The sequence below is a fragment of the Pelomonas sp. KK5 genome (assembly GCF_001984095.1).
Lineage (GTDB): Bacteria > Pseudomonadota > Gammaproteobacteria > Burkholderiales > Burkholderiaceae_C > KK5.
Genome location: NZ_LYVQ01000049.1, coordinates 1 through 16,522, shown reverse-complemented (window position 1 = coordinate 16,522; position 16,522 = coordinate 1). Strand labels below are relative to the sequence as shown.

The 16,522-nt window shown below is 70.3% G+C and carries 8 protein-coding genes; 6 read left to right on the top strand and 2 right to left on the bottom strand.

Annotated elements, in window-relative coordinates; translation table 11 throughout:
• Positions 1 to 90 precede the first annotated feature (90 nt).
• Together B0W88_RS09995 and B0W88_RS09990 are read right to left on the bottom strand one after the other, a co-directional pair.
• A complete protein-coding gene (locus B0W88_RS09995) occupies positions 91 to 822 on the bottom strand; it encodes an SDR family oxidoreductase (protein ID WP_077034517.1) in 732 nt (243 codons plus the stop codon).
• Positions 815 to 1,381, bottom strand: a complete 567-nt coding sequence (locus B0W88_RS09990; RefSeq protein ID WP_077034516.1) for a TetR/AcrR family transcriptional regulator — start codon at positions 1,379 to 1,381, stop codon at positions 815 to 817. The genes B0W88_RS09995 and B0W88_RS09990 overlap by 8 nt, the downstream gene beginning before the upstream one ends.
• A gap of 71 nt (positions 1,382 to 1,452) precedes the next feature.
• Here B0W88_RS09990 and B0W88_RS09985 point away from each other — a divergent pair, with 71 nt between their 5' ends.
• The 6 genes from B0W88_RS09985 to B0W88_RS09960 all read left to right on the top strand — a co-directional run.
• Positions 1,453 to 2,052 carry a 2-hydroxychromene-2-carboxylate isomerase gene (locus B0W88_RS09985; RefSeq protein ID WP_077034515.1) on the top strand — a complete coding sequence of 200 codons (600 nt, stop codon included), beginning with the start codon at positions 1,453 to 1,455 and terminating at the stop codon, positions 2,050 to 2,052.
• A gap of 486 nt (positions 2,053 to 2,538) precedes the next feature.
• Entirely contained in the window at positions 2,539 to 3,981 is a 1,443-nt protein-coding gene (locus B0W88_RS09980) for a TolC family protein (protein WP_233151674.1), read from the top strand.
• On the top strand, positions 3,978 to 4,700 hold the full coding sequence (locus tag B0W88_RS09975) for an efflux RND transporter periplasmic adaptor subunit (protein WP_077034513.1): 723 nt from the start codon (positions 3,978 to 3,980) through the stop codon (positions 4,698 to 4,700). Before B0W88_RS09980 ends, B0W88_RS09975 begins: the two co-directional genes overlap by 4 nt.
• On the top strand, positions 4,700 to 6,109 hold the full coding sequence (locus B0W88_RS09970; protein ID WP_077034512.1) for an efflux RND transporter periplasmic adaptor subunit: 1,410 nt from the start codon (positions 4,700 to 4,702) through the stop codon (positions 6,107 to 6,109). The genes B0W88_RS09975 and B0W88_RS09970 overlap by 1 nt, the downstream gene beginning before the upstream one ends.
• Positions 6,094 to 8,190 carry an HlyD family efflux transporter periplasmic adaptor subunit gene (locus B0W88_RS09965; RefSeq protein ID WP_077034511.1) on the top strand — a complete coding sequence of 699 codons (2,097 nt, stop codon included), beginning with the start codon at positions 6,094 to 6,096 and terminating at the stop codon, positions 8,188 to 8,190. Before B0W88_RS09970 ends, B0W88_RS09965 begins: the two co-directional genes overlap by 16 nt.
• Positions 8,187 to 16,522: DUF4347 domain-containing protein (locus tag B0W88_RS09960; RefSeq protein ID WP_144006699.1), on the top strand; the 8,336-nt coding region annotated here is incomplete at its 3' end. The genes B0W88_RS09965 and B0W88_RS09960, both read left to right, overlap by 4 nt.

Genomic DNA, 16,522 nt, shown 5'->3' with positions numbered 1-16,522 from the left:
CGCGGACTCATGGCCTCGCGCGAGGCGAAGGCGACGAAGCACGGGCCGCGGGGGGCGAACGACGGCCCGCGCGGACGGATCGCGCCCGAGCTACCAGCGTTCCATGTAGGGCCGCAGGTCCAGCTCGAAGGTCCAGGCGTCGCGCGGCTGCGCGTGCAGCTGCCAGTAGTTCTCGGCGATGTGGGCAGGGTTCAGGATGCCGTCCTGCTCCTTCAGCGCGTAGCGCTCGGGAAAGCTGGTGCGGATGAACTCGGTGTCGATCGCGCCGTCGACCACGACGTGGGCCACGTGCACGCCGCGCGGGCCGAGTTCGCGCGCCATGCTCTGCGCCAGCGCGCGCAGCGCATGCTTGGCGCCGGCGAAGGCCGCGAAGTTGGCGGCGCCGCGCAGGCCGGCGGTGGCGCCGGTGAAGAGGATGGTGCCGCGGCCGCGCGCGACCATCCGCTTCGCCACCTCGCGGGCGTTGAGGAAGCCGCCGAAGCAGGCCATCTCCCAGATCTTGAAGTACTTGCGCGCGGTCTCCTCCAGGATGCTGCAGGGCACGTTGGCGCCGATGTTGAACACCAGTACCTCGATGGGCCCGTGCTCGCGCTCGACCTGCTCGACCAGCGCGATCACGTCCTCCTCCTTGCGCGCGTCGCTGCCGTAGCCGAAGGCCCGGCCGCCGGCGGCGCGGATCGCGTCCACCGAGGGCTGCAGCTTGTCGGCAGAACGGCGGGTCAGGCAGGCGATATAGCCCTCCTTCGCAAACCGTGCCGCGATGGCGCTGCCGGTGGCATCGCCGGCGCCGACGACGAGGGCGACCTTGCTGGCTTCACTCATGCTGATCTCCTTGCGTGGCTTCGATATGGCGGCGGCAGGCCGCCAGGATGTCCTTGCGGGTCTTGTCGCTCTCCACCGAACGGGCCAGCACCAGCGCGCCGACGCACTGGGCCAGCAGGGACCAGGCGGCGTCCGGGTCGCCCAGGCGCTGGCTCCAGCCGCGTTGCGTGTGCTTGAGGCTCTTCTCGACCGCCTTGCGCACGGCCGGCCCGGCACGGGCGATCTCGGGGCCCAGCGTGGGCAGCGCGCAACCCGATTCGGGGTTGGCCGCGTGGAAGCTGCTCAGGTAGCCGCGCAGCATCTTCGCCAGGTGGTCGGGCGGGGAGTCGTCGTCGCCGGCCAGCATCTGCGCGCTGTTCTCCACCTCCTGCCGCACCAGCTCCTCGAACAGCGCCTGCTTGGACGGGAAGTGGCCGTAGAAGGCGCCACCGGACAGGCCGATGGCGGACATCAGTGCGTCGACGCCGGTGCTCTCGAAGCCGCCGCGCTTGGCGATGGCGCGGCTGCTGGCCAGAAGCCTCTCGCGGGTTTCCTGCTTGTGGGTCGCGGTGTAGCGCATGGCGGTCGGTCGTTGACAGTGGCGCCAGCGTAGCATAACGTCCGTTCACCAAACGAACGTTCATGAAAACCATGGCAAAAGACAGGCAGGTCGATCTCTACTTCGACGTCGGCAGCCCCGCTTCCTACCTGGCCTGGACGCAGTTGCCCGCGCTGTGCCGGCAGGCGGATGCCAGGCTGGTATTCAAGCCGATGCTGCTGGGCGGCGTGTTCCAGGCCACCGGTAATGCCTCGCCGGCGGCCGTGCCGGCCAAGGCGCGCTACACCAACCACGACCTGCAGCGGCATGCGCGGCTGTACGGCGTGCCGCTGGTGATGAACCCGCACTTCCCGATCATCACGCTGTTCCTGATGCGGGTGGTGACCGGCGTGGCGCTGCGCGAGCCGGCACGGTTGCAGGATCTGCTGGCGGCAGTGTTCAAGGCGCTGTGGGTGGATGCGCTGGACCTGAACCAGCCGCCGATCGCCGGCCGCGTGCTGGCCGAGGCCGGCTTCGACCCGGCGCAGATGCTGGCGCTGACGAGCGATCCGGCCATCAAGGCGGCCCTGAAGGCGGCGACCGACGAGGCCGTGGCCCGCGGCGTGTTCGGCGCGCCGACGATGTTCGTCGGCGAGGAGATGTTCTTCGGCCAGGACCGGCTGGAGATGCTTCGTTCGACCCTGGCGAATTGACCGCCCTGAAACCCGCCGGCCTGCAGGCCCATTGCCGCGAAAGCTTGACCGGCCGCAGGCGGGTCCGCACCATCAGCTTCCCGCGCCGCGAACTTCGGGATCGACAGGCAGGCGGCTGATCTGCATGGGCTCGCCGATGTGCGCAAGTCCCTAGTTCATGGTTGCAACGCAGGCCCCGAGCGACGGTCAGCAAGACCTGACCCTCGGGGATTTTTCCTGTGAACAACGTCACGCAACGGCCGTCAACGTCACGGGCTGACCCCCCTAGAAGTTAAGTAACCCTGTGGTGAATCGGGATGAAAGCCCGAGCGCGGTGCGGGCCTTCGCTGTCAGGAGCGATGGCTTCAGGAATACCCTCGTTTGGACAGATCCCCCATCGAGGTCGTTCGAATGAAGCAGTCCCGTTCATCCGGTTTTCCCAGACCTTGTTTCCTGCGAGCCGGTGCGGCCACGCTGCTGACCCTGCTGCTCCTGTCCGGCTGCGCCGTGCCACTGACGCCGATCACGGCCGACGAGAACCGCGCCCGCGCCGAGGACCTGCTGGCGCGCCACACGGCCGGCCAGGAGCCGGTGGCCCGCCCGATCGACCTCTACGAGGCGATGGCCCGGGCCATCAAGTACAACCTCGACTACCGCGTGGAGGTGATGACCCACGCGCTGCGCAGCAGCGAGCTGGAGATGAAGCGCTACGAGATGCTGCCCCGCGCCGTCGCCGGCCTGAACTGGAGTTCGCGCTCGAATGATTCCGGCGGCTCCAGCCGTTCGCTGCTCACCGGCAAGCAGTCGCTCGAATCGTCCACCTCCAGCGAGCGCAGCGTGCTCGACGTGGACCTGAACCTGAGCTGGGACGTGCTCGATTTCGGCCTCTCCTACGTGCGCGCCCGCCAGGCTGGCAACGAGGTGCTGATCGCCGAGGAGCACAAGCGCAAGGCGCTGGTACGCATCATCGAGGATGTGCGCACCGCGTACTGGCGCGCCGTCAGCGCCCAGCGCATGCTGGGCCGCGTGATGATGCTGCAGCTCGCCACCGAGGACGCATTGCGCCTGGCCCGCCAGCAGGCCGACGGCGCCACCACCGCGCCGCTGGCGCCGCTGTCCTACCAGCGCGAGATCCTCTCGATCCGCCGCGATGCCCAGGGCCTGATGCGCGACCTGGTCACGGCCAAGCAGCAGCTGGCCGCGCTGATGAACCTGCCGCCCGAGACCGAGTACGAACTGGTGCTGCCCGAGCGTGACATCGAGCGCGCGCCGCTGACGATGGGCGCCGCCGACATGCTCAAGCTCGCCATTGCCAACCGCCCCGAGCTGCGCGAGGTGGCCTACCAGCTGCGCAACAACGACTGGGAGACCACGGCCTCCAAGCTGCGCGCGCTGCCCAGCCTGAAGCTGGTGCTGGGTGTCAACTGGAACAGCAACGACTACCTGTACAACCAGGCCTGGCTCAACGCAGGCGCCCAGGCGAGCTGGAGCCTGATGAACGTGTTCCGCCTGCCGGCCGACCTGCGCCGCGTGGACGCGCAGGGCGCGCTGCTGGACCAGCGGGCGCTGGCCCTCACCACCGCCGTGGGCGTGCAGGTCTACGTGGCCCGCGCCCGCTACGAGATGCGCCGCGAGGAGCTGCAGACCGCCGGCGATATCTATCGCGTGCAGCGGGCGATCATGGCGCAGATCGATGCCGGCTACGAGGTCGGCAAGCTGAGCCGGCAGACGCTGATACGCGAGCAGCTGAACAACGTCGTCTCCGAGATCCGCTACGACGTGGCGCTGGCCGACCTGCAGAACGCCTTCGCCAACCTGTATTCGTCGATGGGCGTGGACATCGTCGACGGCCAGGTCAGCAGCAATGACAGCGTGGACGCGCTGGCCGCCCGGCTGCGGGGCGTGTGGCGCGAGAACGAGATGGTGCTGACGACGAAGGCGGCGCAATGAGTCGTGCGCTGCTCTTCCTGTTGAGCCTGCCCGTGGTCGCCGCCGCGGCCGACGAACCCGCTGCCCGCGGCGTGCTGCGCGCCGAGCGCGAGGCCGTGCTCGCCAGCCCGCTGGGCGAGCGCATCACCAGCATCCCGTTCAGGGAAGGCGCGCGCTTCGGCAAGGGTGCGACCCTGGTCGCCTTCGACTGTGCCCGCATGAGCGCCGAGCTGGCGGCGGCCCGCGCCGGCCATGCCGCCGAGGCGCGCAACGCGCAGATGCAGACCGAGCTCCTGGGCCTGGGCGCCGCCGGCAAGGGCGAGGCGGACATCGCCGTGGCCCATGCCAACGAGAAGCGCGCGCAGGCCCAGTCGATCGAACAGCGCATGGTGGCCTGCCGCATCACGGCGCCCTTCGCCGGCCGGGTGGTCGAGACGCTGGTGCGCGAGAGCGAGGCGCCGCCGCCGAACAAGGACCTGATCCGCATCGTCAGCAGCGGCCCGCTGGAGCTGAGCATGGTGCTGCCCTCGCGCTGGCTGGGCTGGATGCAGATCGGCTCGGAGATCCGCTTCAAGGTCGACGAGACCGGCGACCTGCTCGATGCGAAGGTGACGCGCATCGCCGGCGCGGTCGATGCTGTGAGCCAGACGGTCAAGGTGATCGCGTCGGTGACGAAGGCGCCCGATCGCGTGTTGCCGGGCATGAGCGGGCAGGTGAGCTTCCCCGGGGAGAAGCGCTGATGCCCGCGGAACCGCTGCGCCAGACCCGCGTCGTCGGCGCCGCGCCGCCGGCCGCCAACGATGCGCCGCCACCGGCTGCCGCGCCCGACCAGCGCCTCGCCCAATTGATCCGCATCGAAGGCGAGCTGCGCGCCTGCACCGAGGTGGGCGAGCTCTGGCAGCACCTGGTCAACGAGGCGCTGGCCCTGCTGCCCTACGGCCAGTCCCTCGTGGTGCAGCGGGCGGACGACAAGGCGGGCTGGCGCGTGGTGGCCGTGTCCGGCCTCAGCAGCGTCAACCGCGATTCGCCGATGCTGCGCTGGTACGAAGGCATCGCCGGCCGTCTCGTGGCCAGCGGGCCGGCGGCCCTGCGCTTCGCGCTGCCGCTGCATGCCGACCCCGAGGACCCGTGCACGCAGGAGGCCAGCCAGCGCGAGCTGATGTGGCTGCCGCTGGCCGAGCCCGGCCGCCCGTTGCGGGCCGGCTGGATCCTCGCCCGCAAGGACGCCTGGGACGAAGGCCACGAGGCGCTCGCCCAGCGCCTGGCCATGGCCTACGCCCACGGCGCCAGCGCGATCCGCGGGCGCGACAAGCCGGCCCGGCCCTGGCGCAAGTGGCTGCAGCGCGCGGCCATCGGCACCGCCGTCGCGGTGGCGCTGCTCGCCTTCATCCCGGTGCCGCTGACGACGATGGCGCCGATGGAAGTGGCACCGCAACTGCCCTTCGTCGTCGCCGCGCCCTTCCAGGCGGTGGTGGACCGCATCCTGGTGCCGCCCGGTGCGCGAGTGAAGGCGGGCGACAAGCTGGTGCAGCTGGTCGACACCACGCTGCACAGCGATTTTGACGTGGCCACGCAGAAGCTCGAGGTGGCCCGCGCGCGGATGCTGCGCGTCCAGCAGGCCTCCACCGAGGACGACAGCGCCCGCCGCGAGCTGGCCATCGCGCAGAGCGAGGAGGCCGTCGCCGCCGCCGAGCTGGACTTCGCCCGCGCGATGCTCGGCAAGTCGGTGATCCGCGCCGAGCAGGCCGGCGTGGCGCTGTACAACGACCCGCGCGACTGGGAAGGCCGGCCGGTGGCCGTCGGCGAGGCGATCATGCGGGTGGCCGACCCGGCCAAGGCCGAGTTCCGCCTGCATGTGCCGGCGGCCGATGCGGTGAACCTGCGCGTCGGCGCCGAGGCCACCGTCTTCCTCGACGCCGCGCCGCTGCAGCCGCTGCACGCCACTCTCGTGCGCGCTGCCTACAAGGCCGAGGTGGACGCGGCCGGCGTGGCCAGCTTCCTCGTCACCGCGCGCATCGACGACAAGGAGCCCAGCGCCGCCCGCCTCGGTTCGCGCGGTGTGGCCCGCATCCACGGCGAGCCGGTCTCGCTGTTCTTCTACCTGCTGCGGCGCCCGATCACCGCTGTGCGCCAATGGACCGGACTGTAGAAGACCTCCCGCTGCCGCCGCTGCGCCAGGACCTGCGCCTCCTGCTGGGCTCCGGCGGCGGCTGGAAGATCCACGACCCGCTGGCGCAGCGCTTCTTCGAGGTCGACCAGGACAGCGTGGACCTGCTGGCCGCCTGGCAGGGCGTCACGCTCGGCTCGCTGACCGAGATGCTCGCGCGCCGCGGCCACGAGGCGCCGCAGGAGGCGGTGGCGGCGCTGCTGCAGTTCCTCGAGGCCAACGAGCTGCTGGCGCCGCGGCCGCAGATGAGCTTCGCCCGCGCGCGCTCGCACAGCCGGGCGAAGCCGACGATCTGGCAGCGCCTGCTGCACGGCTACCTGTCCATCCGCATCCCGCTGGCCCGGCCCGACCGCTTCCTGCGCCGCACGCTGCCCTACATGGCCTGGGCCTTCAGCCCCGTGTTCTGGTGCGTGATCGCGGCGCTGGCGGCGCTGGGGCTCTACCTGCTCTCGCACCAATGGGAGGCCTTCCTCGCCACCTTCCCGCGCATGGTGGACATGGAAGGTTTCCTGACCTACGGCGCCTGCCTGATCGGCGTCAAGGCGCTGCACGAGCTGGGCCATGGCTACACGGCGGTGCGCCTGGGCTCGCGGGTCAGCTCGATGGGCATCACGCTGCTGGTGATGACGCCGGTGGCCTACACCGACACCACCGATGCCTGGCGGCTCAGCTCGCGCGCCGACCGCGTGCGCATTGACGTGGCCGGCATGGCGGTGGAGATCATCGTCGCGGTGTTCGCGACGCTGGCCTGGGTGTTCCTCACGGATGGCGCGCTGCGCAGCGCCGCCTTCGCACTGGCCACCACCGGCTGGGTGATGAGCGTGGCGGTGAACCTGAACCCGCTGATGCGCTTCGACGGCTATTACCTGATGAGCGACCTGGTGGGCATTCCCAACCTGCAGGAGCGCTCGTTCGCGATGACCCGCTGGCAGCTGCGCGAATGGCTGTTCGGCTATGGCGACGAGGCGCCCGAGGCCGCCAGCGCGGCGCGCCGCGTGGGCCTGCAGGTCTATGCCTGGTGGGTGTGGATCTACCGCTTCTTCCTGTTCATCGGCATCGCGCTGCTGGTCTACCACTACTTCTTCAAGCTGCTGGGCATCTTCCTGTTCGGCGTGGAGATGTGGTGGTTCGTGATGCGGCCGATCTGGAACGAGCTGCGCGTGTGGTTCAAGCGGCGCGGCGACGGCGGCACGCGCGCGCGCTGGACCTTCGCCGTCGCCGCGCTGGTCCTCGTCGCGCTGTGCCTGCCCTGGCCCTACACGCTGCGCATCCCGGCCGTGCTCAGCGCCGCGCAGCAGGCGCCGGCCTTCGCGCCGCGCGGCGCGCGGGTGGAGCAGGTGCTGGTGGCCACCGGCCAGCCGGTGAAGCAGGGCGAGGTGCTGCTGCGCCTCTCGTCCCCGCAGCTCGACGACATGCTGGCCCGCTCGCGCGAGACCGCGGCCGGCCTGCAGGAGCGCCTGGCCCGCCGCGCCTCCGACCTGCGCGACCGCGCCGAGGGCCTGGTGCTGGCGCAGCAGCTGCGGATGGAGCAGGACCGCATGGCGGGCCTGCAGCGCGAGCAGGCGCGGCTGACGGTGCGCGCCGCCGTCGACGGCACCGTGATCGACATGGCCGAGGAACTGCACCCCGGCCGCTGGGTGGACGACAAGACGCGGCTGGCGCTGGTCGGCCATCCGCAAGCGCTGGAGGCGCACGGCTACGTGGAGGGCACCGAGCTGGGCCATGTGGACGAGGGCAGCCCGGGCCGCTTCGTCGACGAGGCGCGCCTGCAGCCGGCGCTGGACGTCACCGTGCGCCGCATCGGCGCCGCCGCCAGCGAGGCGATCGACCAGCCGCTCGTCACCTCGGTGGCCGGCGGCGCGCTGCCGGTGCGCAACGAGGGTCATGTCTTGCGGCCCGATTACGCCGCCTTCGAGATCGTTGCCGTCGCTACCCGGCGGCCCGATGCCCTGCCGCTGACCGAGGTCCGCGGCGAATTGCAGGTGAGGGGCCATGCCCAGAGCCTGGCGCTGCACATCGCGCAGCGCGTCGTTCAGATCCTGGTGAGAGAGACCGTCCTATGAAGAAGCTCCTGGCTGGCTTGACCCGCGTGTTCTCCGGCGCCTTCAAGCCGACCCCGATGCCGCGCCGAGGCCTGCAGCTGCGCGCGCTGGAGCCGCGCGTGCTGCTCGATGCCGCCGCCGCGGCCACCGCCGCCAAGGCCGTGGACGACGCCCACCAGCAGGTGGCCGAGCATGCCCAGGACGACAGCACCCACGACACGCTGCTGAAGGCGCTGGCCGCCGCCGAGGCCTCGCCCGCGCCGCAGCTGAACCTCGTCTTCATCGACAGCAGCGTGGAAGACCCGCAGGCGCTGGTCGCGGCCATCGGCAACACGGCCGAAGTCCACATGATCGCCGCCGGCGAGGACGGCGTGCAGGCCATCGCCGCCGCGCTGGCAGGCCGCAGAGGCATCGACAGCATCCACATCATCAGCCACGGCGTCGAGGGCGCGCTGCAGCTGGGCAATACCGCGCTCGATGCCGAGACCATGAGCGGCCGCTACGCCGACGTGCTGCAGGGCCTGCGCGCCTCGCTGGCGCCCGAGGCCGATATCCTGATCTACGGCTGCGACTTCGGCGGCGGCGCCGCGGGCGAGCAGGCCGCCACGCTGCTGGCCGCGCTGACCGGCGCCGACGTGGCCGCCTCCATCGACGCCACCGGCGCCGCCTCGCTGGGCGGCGACTGGGACCTGGAGCTGCACGAAGGCTCGATCGAGGCCCAGGCGATCTCCGCGCCGGACTACGACCACCTGCTCGCCGCCCCGGTGCTCGACGCCACGCCGGTGCTCACGCTCACGAGCAACGAAGACGCAGCCGCACCCACCGGCGCCGTCGGCCAGCTGATCAGCGATTTCACCTCCGGCATCAGCGGCGCCACCAACAAGGGCATCGCCATCACCGGCACCAGCGTCACCAACGGCACGCTCTACTACAGCACCGACAACGGCGCGCACTGGACGGCGGTCGGCTCGCCCAGCGCCACCGCCTCGCTGCTGCTGGCCGACGACGGCCAGACCCGGCTGTACTTCCAGCCCACTACCGCCAACTTCAACGGCAGCGCCGGCATCTCGGGCCTCACCATCCGCGCCTGGGACCGCAGCACCGGCACCAACGGCGGCACTGCGAGCACCAGCAGCAACGGCGGCAGCACGCCGTTCTCGTCGGTCACCGACACGATCGCCGTCACCGTCAACTCGGTCAACGATGCGCCCTCGGGCGCGGACAAGACCATCACCATCAACGAAGACAACGTCTACAACTTCGCGATCACGGACTTCGGGTTCAGCGACACGTCCGACAACCCGGCCAACACCCTGCAGTCCGTCATCATCACGCAGATACCGCCCACCGGCCGGGGGCTGCTGACCTATGTGAACGTCTCGGGCAAGCGCGTCGAGGTCTTCGCGAACACCACGCTAACGGCGGCCCAGGCGGCGACGCTGCGCTGGGAGCCGGGCTACGACGTCAGCAGCAACAGCGCCTACTCGAGCATCATGTTCAAGGTCGTGGACAACGGCGGCACGGCCAACGGCGGCCTGGACACCGACCCGACGGCCCGCACCATCACCTTCAACCTCACGCCGGTCAACGACGCGCCGGTGCTCGCGCAGGGCGGCAACATCGTCACCGACGGCAGCTTCGAGAACGGCTCCACGGCCTGGAGCGGCAACAGCGGCGTGGACAGGAACGTCTCCTGGTCGAGCTACGCCGTGAGCGCGATCGACGGCCTGACCGTGGCGGAGGTCGAGGGCACCGCGCTGTCGCCCACCTCCACGGCGGCCTACATCCAGCAGACCCTGGTCACCGAGGTCGGCAAGACCTACACCTACACGGTCAAGGTACACACGCGCACCTCCGGCAACGTGGGCGACAAGGGCTTCCTGTCGGTCTACGACGCGGCCAACATGAGCACCGCGCTGGTCACGGGAAGCACCTTCACCGCGGCCGACAACTGGACGCTGCAGACCGTCAGCTTCACGGCCACCAGCACGTCCACGGTGATCCGCATCACCTCGGCCGGCTCCACCAGCGGCAGCTTCCCCGCGGCCGGCGATGGCCAGGGCCTGCTGGTCGACGACGTGCAGGTCGTGGCGAGCAGCAACGCGACGAGCTACACCGAGAACGCCACGCCGGCGCTGGTGGCGGCCGCCACGCAGATCTCCGACGTGGACAGCACGACGATGGCCTCGGCCAGCGTCACGCTGAGCAGCCAGCAGACCGGCGACCGCCTGGTGGTCGGCGGCTCCTCGGCCGCCAGCGGCACGCTGCCCTCCGGCATCAGCTGGACGCGCACCGACACGCAGGTCAGCTTCAGCGGCGTCTACAGCGTGGCGAGCTACCAGGCCGCCCTGCAACTGGTCGGCTTCGAGAGCACCAGCGACGCGCCCAATACCAGCACCACGCGCAGCGTCAGCATCACCATCAACGACGGCAGCGTGGCCTCCAACACTGTCACGACCACGATCACCGTGGCGGCCGTCAACGATGCGCCGAACCTGACCGCCGGCAACCGCGCGCTGGACGCGATCTACGAGGACCTGAACGCCAGCGCGGCCGCGCCATCGCCGGTGGGCGCCGTCGGCACCGCGGTCTCCAGCTTCATCGGCACCACGCTCGATCCGGACACCAATGCCGCCGCGCTCGGCGTGGCGATCACCGCGGCCGACGGCGCCAACGGCACCTGGTGGTACTCGACCAACAACGGCACCACCTGGACGGCGCTCGGCAGCGTCAGCGATGCCTCGGCCCTGCTGCTGCTGACCGGCTCCGGCGCGACCGCCGGCCGCCTGTACTTCCAGCCCAAGGCCGACTACAACGGCACCGCCACGATCACGATCCGCGCCTGGGACCAGACCAGCGGCAGCGTCGGCAACAAGGCCGACACGACCGTCAACGGCGGCACCACCGCCTTCTCCAGCGCGAGCAGCACGGCCACGCTCACCATCTACGCGGTGGCCGACACGGTGACCGACTCGATCACCACGCCCGAGGACACGGCCAAGAGCTTCAACCCGATCACCGGCACCAGCGGCGCCAGCGCCGACAACTTCGAGGGCACGAGCCCGAAGATCACCGCGATCAACGGCCAGCCGATCAGCCCGAGCAGCGCGCCGCTGGTCGTCGGCCACGGCACGGTGACCTTGGGCGCCGACAACCAGACGCTGACCTACACGCCCAACGCCGACTACAACGGCTCGGACAGCTTCACCTACACCGTCACCTCGGGCGGCGCCAACGAGAACGGCACCGTCAACATGACGATCAGCTCGGTGCTCGACGCGCCGCGCATCGACCTGGACAGCTCCACGCCGCTGGCGACCAGCGCCAACAGCACGGTCGCCTACGACCAGGGCGGCGTCGCCCTGGGGCCGAACATCAGCGTGTCCGATCCGGAAGGCGACACGATCGACACGATGACGGTCACGCTCTCCGGCGCCACCGCGGCCGACACGCTCTCGCTGGCCCAGACCGTCACCGGCATCACCGCCAGCTACAACGCCGGCACCGGCGTGCTGACGCTCAGCGGCACCGCCTCGCTCGCCAGCTACCAGACCGCGCTGCAGGCGGTCCGTTTCGCCAGCACCTCGGGCAGCACCGCCGCCCGCACGATCACGGTGGCGGCGATGTCGTCCAACGCGCCGAAGGCTTCCAACTCGGCCGTCGCCACGATCACGCCGCTGGACACCGATGGCGACGGCATCGCCAACGCGCTGGACATCGACGACGACAACGACGGCATCCTGGACACCAGCGAAGGCCTGGCCGGCAGCCAGACCGAGCTGGTCGTCAACTCGGAGCTCGACTCCAGCGTCGGCTGGACCAGCAACTCCGGCTGGGAAGCCTGGCCCGGCGGCGTCGAGCTGGAGGGCAGCGTCAACTCGCCGACCTCCACGCCCAGCTACATCGAGCAGACGATCAACACGGTGGCCGGTGCGGCCTACTCGTTCACCGTCTCCATGTACGCCCGCAGCGGCACGCCCTACACGGAGAACGCGGCGCTGATGATCAACGGACAGCAGGTCGGCGTGATCAGCTCGTCCACGCCGTCCACCAGCTCGGGCAGCGTGGCGCCCGACACCGTCACGATCACCTTCTACGCCACCGGACCGACGACGACGATCCGCGTGCAGGCCATGCAGTCCTCGGCCGGCCATCCGATGGACGCGCCCGGCGACGGCTGGGGCGAGATCCTGCAGTTGGTCTCGGTCAAGCAGCTCGACGTGGACACCGACAAGGACGGCATCGTCGACCGCCTCGACCTGGACAGCGACAACGACGGCATCACCGATAACGTCGAGGCTCAGCTGACCTCGGCCTACAAGGCGCCCAGCGGCAAGGGCACGGCGATGACCGACACCGACCACGACGGCCTGGACGACCGCTACGACGCCAACACCGCCAACACGAGCTCTGCGGCCAGCATCGGCCTGATCCCGGTCGTCACCTACGGCGGCGGGAATGCCGACTACGTGGACACCGACAGCGACGGCGACGGCAAGCTGGACATCACCGAGCGCGGCGACGGCCAGCCGACCTCGATCACCTCCACCACCGACACCGACCACGACGGCCTGCTCGACATCTTCGAGCACGGCAGCGCCAGCGACGGCTACGACGCCAACGACGGCCAGGTCACCACCAGCGGCAGCGGCCTGGCCAAGGTCACCACCGGCTTCAACCTGGCCGACAGCGACCACGACATCGCCACCGACGGCCACGATGCCCAGGCCCCCGGCATGGACCTGGACTACCGCGACAACTTCACCGGCGTGGCGCCGCCGCAGGCGATCGCCGATACCGTGACCGTCACCGAGGACACCCCGCTCGTCGTCAGCGCGGCCAACGGCCTGCTGGCCAACGACCTGCAGTCGCGTGGCGCCAGCATCACCGCCGCCAGCTACGACAGCAACGGCGACGGGATCGCCGACGCCGCGCTGACGCTGGGAGTCGCCACCACGCTGACGAAGAACGGCGTGGCCCAGGCCACGCTGACGCTCAACGCCGACGGCAGCTACACGGTGACGCCGGCCGCCAACGTCGACGTGACGCTGCCGCTGGTCTCGTACACGCTGAGCGCGCCGGGCGGCACCTCGTCCGCGACGCTGACGCTCAAGGTGACGCCGGTCAACGATGCGCCGGTGCTGACCCACACCGCGCTGGACCTGTACGCGGTGATGGCCAGCAACGCGGCGCCCACTGGCACGGTCGGGGTGCTCGTGAAGGACCTTGTGGGCGGCATCACCGACGTGGACACCGGCGCGCTGCAGGGCATCGCCATCAGCGGCGTGGACACCAGCAAGGGCACGCTCTACGTCTCCACGGACAACGGCACGACATGGAACACCGTGCCAGCCGTGAGCGACGCCGCCGCGCGGCTGCTGATGGCCGACGCGAACACGCGCATCTACTTCAAGCCCAACGCCGGCGTCACCGGCGACATCACCAGCGCGGTGACCTTCCGCGCCTGGGACCAGACCAGCGGCAGCGCCAACGGCACCGGCAACGCCTCGGCCAACGGCGGCAGCACCGCCTTCTCGGCGGCGACCGACACCATCGCCGCCCATGTGGACAACGCTCCGGTGCTGGGCGCCACCACGGTGACGATCAACCGCACCGAGGACGACCCCGCGCCCGCGGGCGCCGTCGGCTACCCGATCTCCACCTACACGACCAAAGTCACCGATGCCGATGCCGGCGCGAAGAAAGGCATCGCCATCACCGGCACGGTCGAGACCAACGGCACCTGGTGGTACTCGCTCGACGGCGGCACCACCTGGCAGCTGGTGGGCAGTGTCTCCGCCACCAGCGCGCTGCTGCTGGCCGACAACGCGAACACGCGCCTGTACTTCCAGCCCAAGGCGGACTTCAGCGGCAATGCCGGCAATGCCGCCGACAACACCACCGCGGCGCTCACCTTCAAGGCCTGGGACCAGACCACCGGCAGCGCCGGCACCAAGGTCAACCCCGGCACGCTGACGGCCTACTCCAGCGCCAGCGGCTCGGTGCTGGTCAGCGTGGCGCCGGTCAACGACGCGCCGGTGCTGGTCGACACCGCCCGCACGATCACGACGATCAACGAAGACCTGAACGCCAGCGTCGCTGCGCCGATCCCCGCGGGCACCGCCATCGGCACCGCCGTCAACGCCACGTCCCTGCACATCAACGACGCCAACGTCACCGACGCCGACACCACCACCACGCCGGCCTTCACCGCGGCCAAGGGCATCGCCATCACCGGCGCCGACAGCAGCAACGGCACCTGGTGGTACACGATCGACGGCGGCACCACCTGGAAGCAGCTCGGCACCGTCTCCGACAGCAGCGCCCTGCTGCTGGCCAACACCGCCAGCTGCAAGCTCTACTTCCAGCCCAACGCCGATTTCTTCGGCACCGCCACGCTGACCATCCGCGCCTGGGACCAGACCGGCAGCACCAACGCCAGCAACGGCCTGAAGGTGGACGCGAGCACGGTGGGCGGCAGCTCGCCGTTCTCGGCCACCACCGGCACCATCAGCGCGGCGGTGACGGCGGTCGCGGACATCGTGAACGACGTGGTCGTCGTGGTCGAGGACACGCCCAAGGTCTTCAGCCCGATCACCGGTGCGGGTGAGAGCAGCGGGGCGGACAACTTCGAGAACAGCGGCCGGTTGATCACCGCCGTGGGCGGCTATGCGATCACGGCCGGCGGCGCGGCCGTGCCCGTCACCCACGGCATGGTGAGCCTGGCGGCCGACGGCATCACGCTGACCTTTACGCCCGACGCCGACTACAACACCAGCACCTCTTTCAGCTTCAGCTACACGGTGCTGTCCGGCGGCGTCACCGAGACCGCCAGCATCTCGATGACGATCACCGCCGTGGCCGACGCGCCGCGCATCGACCTCGACGGCACCAACCCGAACACCAACTACAGCACGCTCTACGACCAGGATCCGGTGGCGCTCGGCCGCTCGATCAGCGTCAGCGATCCCGAGGGCGACAACCTCGTCTCGATGACCATCACGCTGGCCAATGCCACGGCGGCCGACCTGCTCTCGCTGACGGCGTCCGTGGCCGGCATCTCGTCAAGCTACAACGCCGCCACCGGCGTGCTCACGCTGACCACGACGGCCGCCGCCACGACCGGCAGCACGCTCGCCGCCTTCCAGCAGGCGCTGCAGAACGTGCGCTTCAGCACCACGGCCGACACGACGACGGCGCGCACGATCTCGGTCGTCGCCACCTCGGTCGCCAGCGGCGGCGGCCTGGTGTCCAACGCCGCCACCGCCACCATCACCCCGATCGACACCGATGGCGACGGCATCATCAACGCCCACGACATCGACGACGACAACGACGGCATCACCGATGCCCACGAGGGCCTGGAGCGCGGCACGCTGGGCAGCGAGCTGATCAGCAACCCGACCTTCGCCAGCCTGAGCAACTGGAGTTCCAACAGCAACGCCACGCTGATGAGCCCCGGCGTGGAGCTGGAAGGCACGGCGCTGTCGCCGACCAGCACGCCCAGCTCCATCTCGCAGACCATCGCCACCGTGCCCGGCGCGGCCTACCAGGTGACGGTCTCGATGTACGCGCTGTTCGGCGGCGCCACCTCGGAAAGCGTGGGCATCTATGCCGACGGCGTGCTGATCGGCACGCTGACGTCCAACGTCGACTTCGACGACCACTACACGACGCCGGCCACGACCGCCACGGTGGTCTTCTACGCCGCCTCCAGCAGCACGAAGATCACCATCCAGGCCATGCCTTCGTCCGCCGGCCACCCCTACGCCAACCCGGGCGACGGGCAGGGCGAGGTGATCACCCAGGTCTCGGTCAAGCAGACCGACCCCGACACCGATGGCGACGGCATCGTCGACCGGCTCGACCTGGACAGCGACGACGACGGCATCACCGACAACGTGGAGGCCCAGACGACGGCCGGCTACAAGGCGCCGAGCGGGCAGGGCGCCGCGATGATCGACGCCGACCGCGACGGCCTGGACGATCGCTACGACGCCAACACGGCCGACGCCAGCTCGGCCGCCAGCATCGGCCTGATCCCGGTGAACACCCACGGCGGCGGCACCGCCGACTACGTGGACAGCGACAGCGACGGCGACGGCAAGCTCGACATCACCGAGCGCGGCGACGGCCAGGCCAGCTCGATCACCTCCACCGCCGATTCCGACGGCGACGGCCTGCTCGACATCTTCGAGCACGGCAGCGTGGTGGACGGCTACAAGGTCAACGACGGCCAGGTCACCGCCACCGCCGCCGGCGTGGCGACCGCCTTCAACCTCGCCGACAGCGACCACGACATCTCGGCCGATGGCCGCGATGCCCAGCCGCCCGGCATGGACCTCGACTACCG

Coding starts and splice junctions, on each gene's coding strand:
- B0W88_RS09970 (WP_077034512.1), top strand. CDS start 4,700: ATGCCCGCGGAACCGCTGCGCCAGACCCGCGTCGTCGGCGCCGCGCCG.
- B0W88_RS09990 (WP_077034516.1), bottom strand. CDS start 1,381: ATGCGCTACACCGCGACCCACAAGCAGGAAACCCGCGAGAGGCTTCTG.
- B0W88_RS09975 (WP_077034513.1), top strand. CDS start 3,978: ATGAGTCGTGCGCTGCTCTTCCTGTTGAGCCTGCCCGTGGTCGCCGCC.
- B0W88_RS09995 (WP_077034517.1), bottom strand. CDS start 822: ATGAGTGAAGCCAGCAAGGTCGCCCTCGTCGTCGGCGCCGGCGATGCC.
- B0W88_RS09965 (WP_077034511.1), top strand. CDS start 6,094: ATGGACCGGACTGTAGAAGACCTCCCGCTGCCGCCGCTGCGCCAGGAC.
- B0W88_RS09985 (WP_077034515.1), top strand. CDS start 1,453: ATGGCAAAAGACAGGCAGGTCGATCTCTACTTCGACGTCGGCAGCCCC.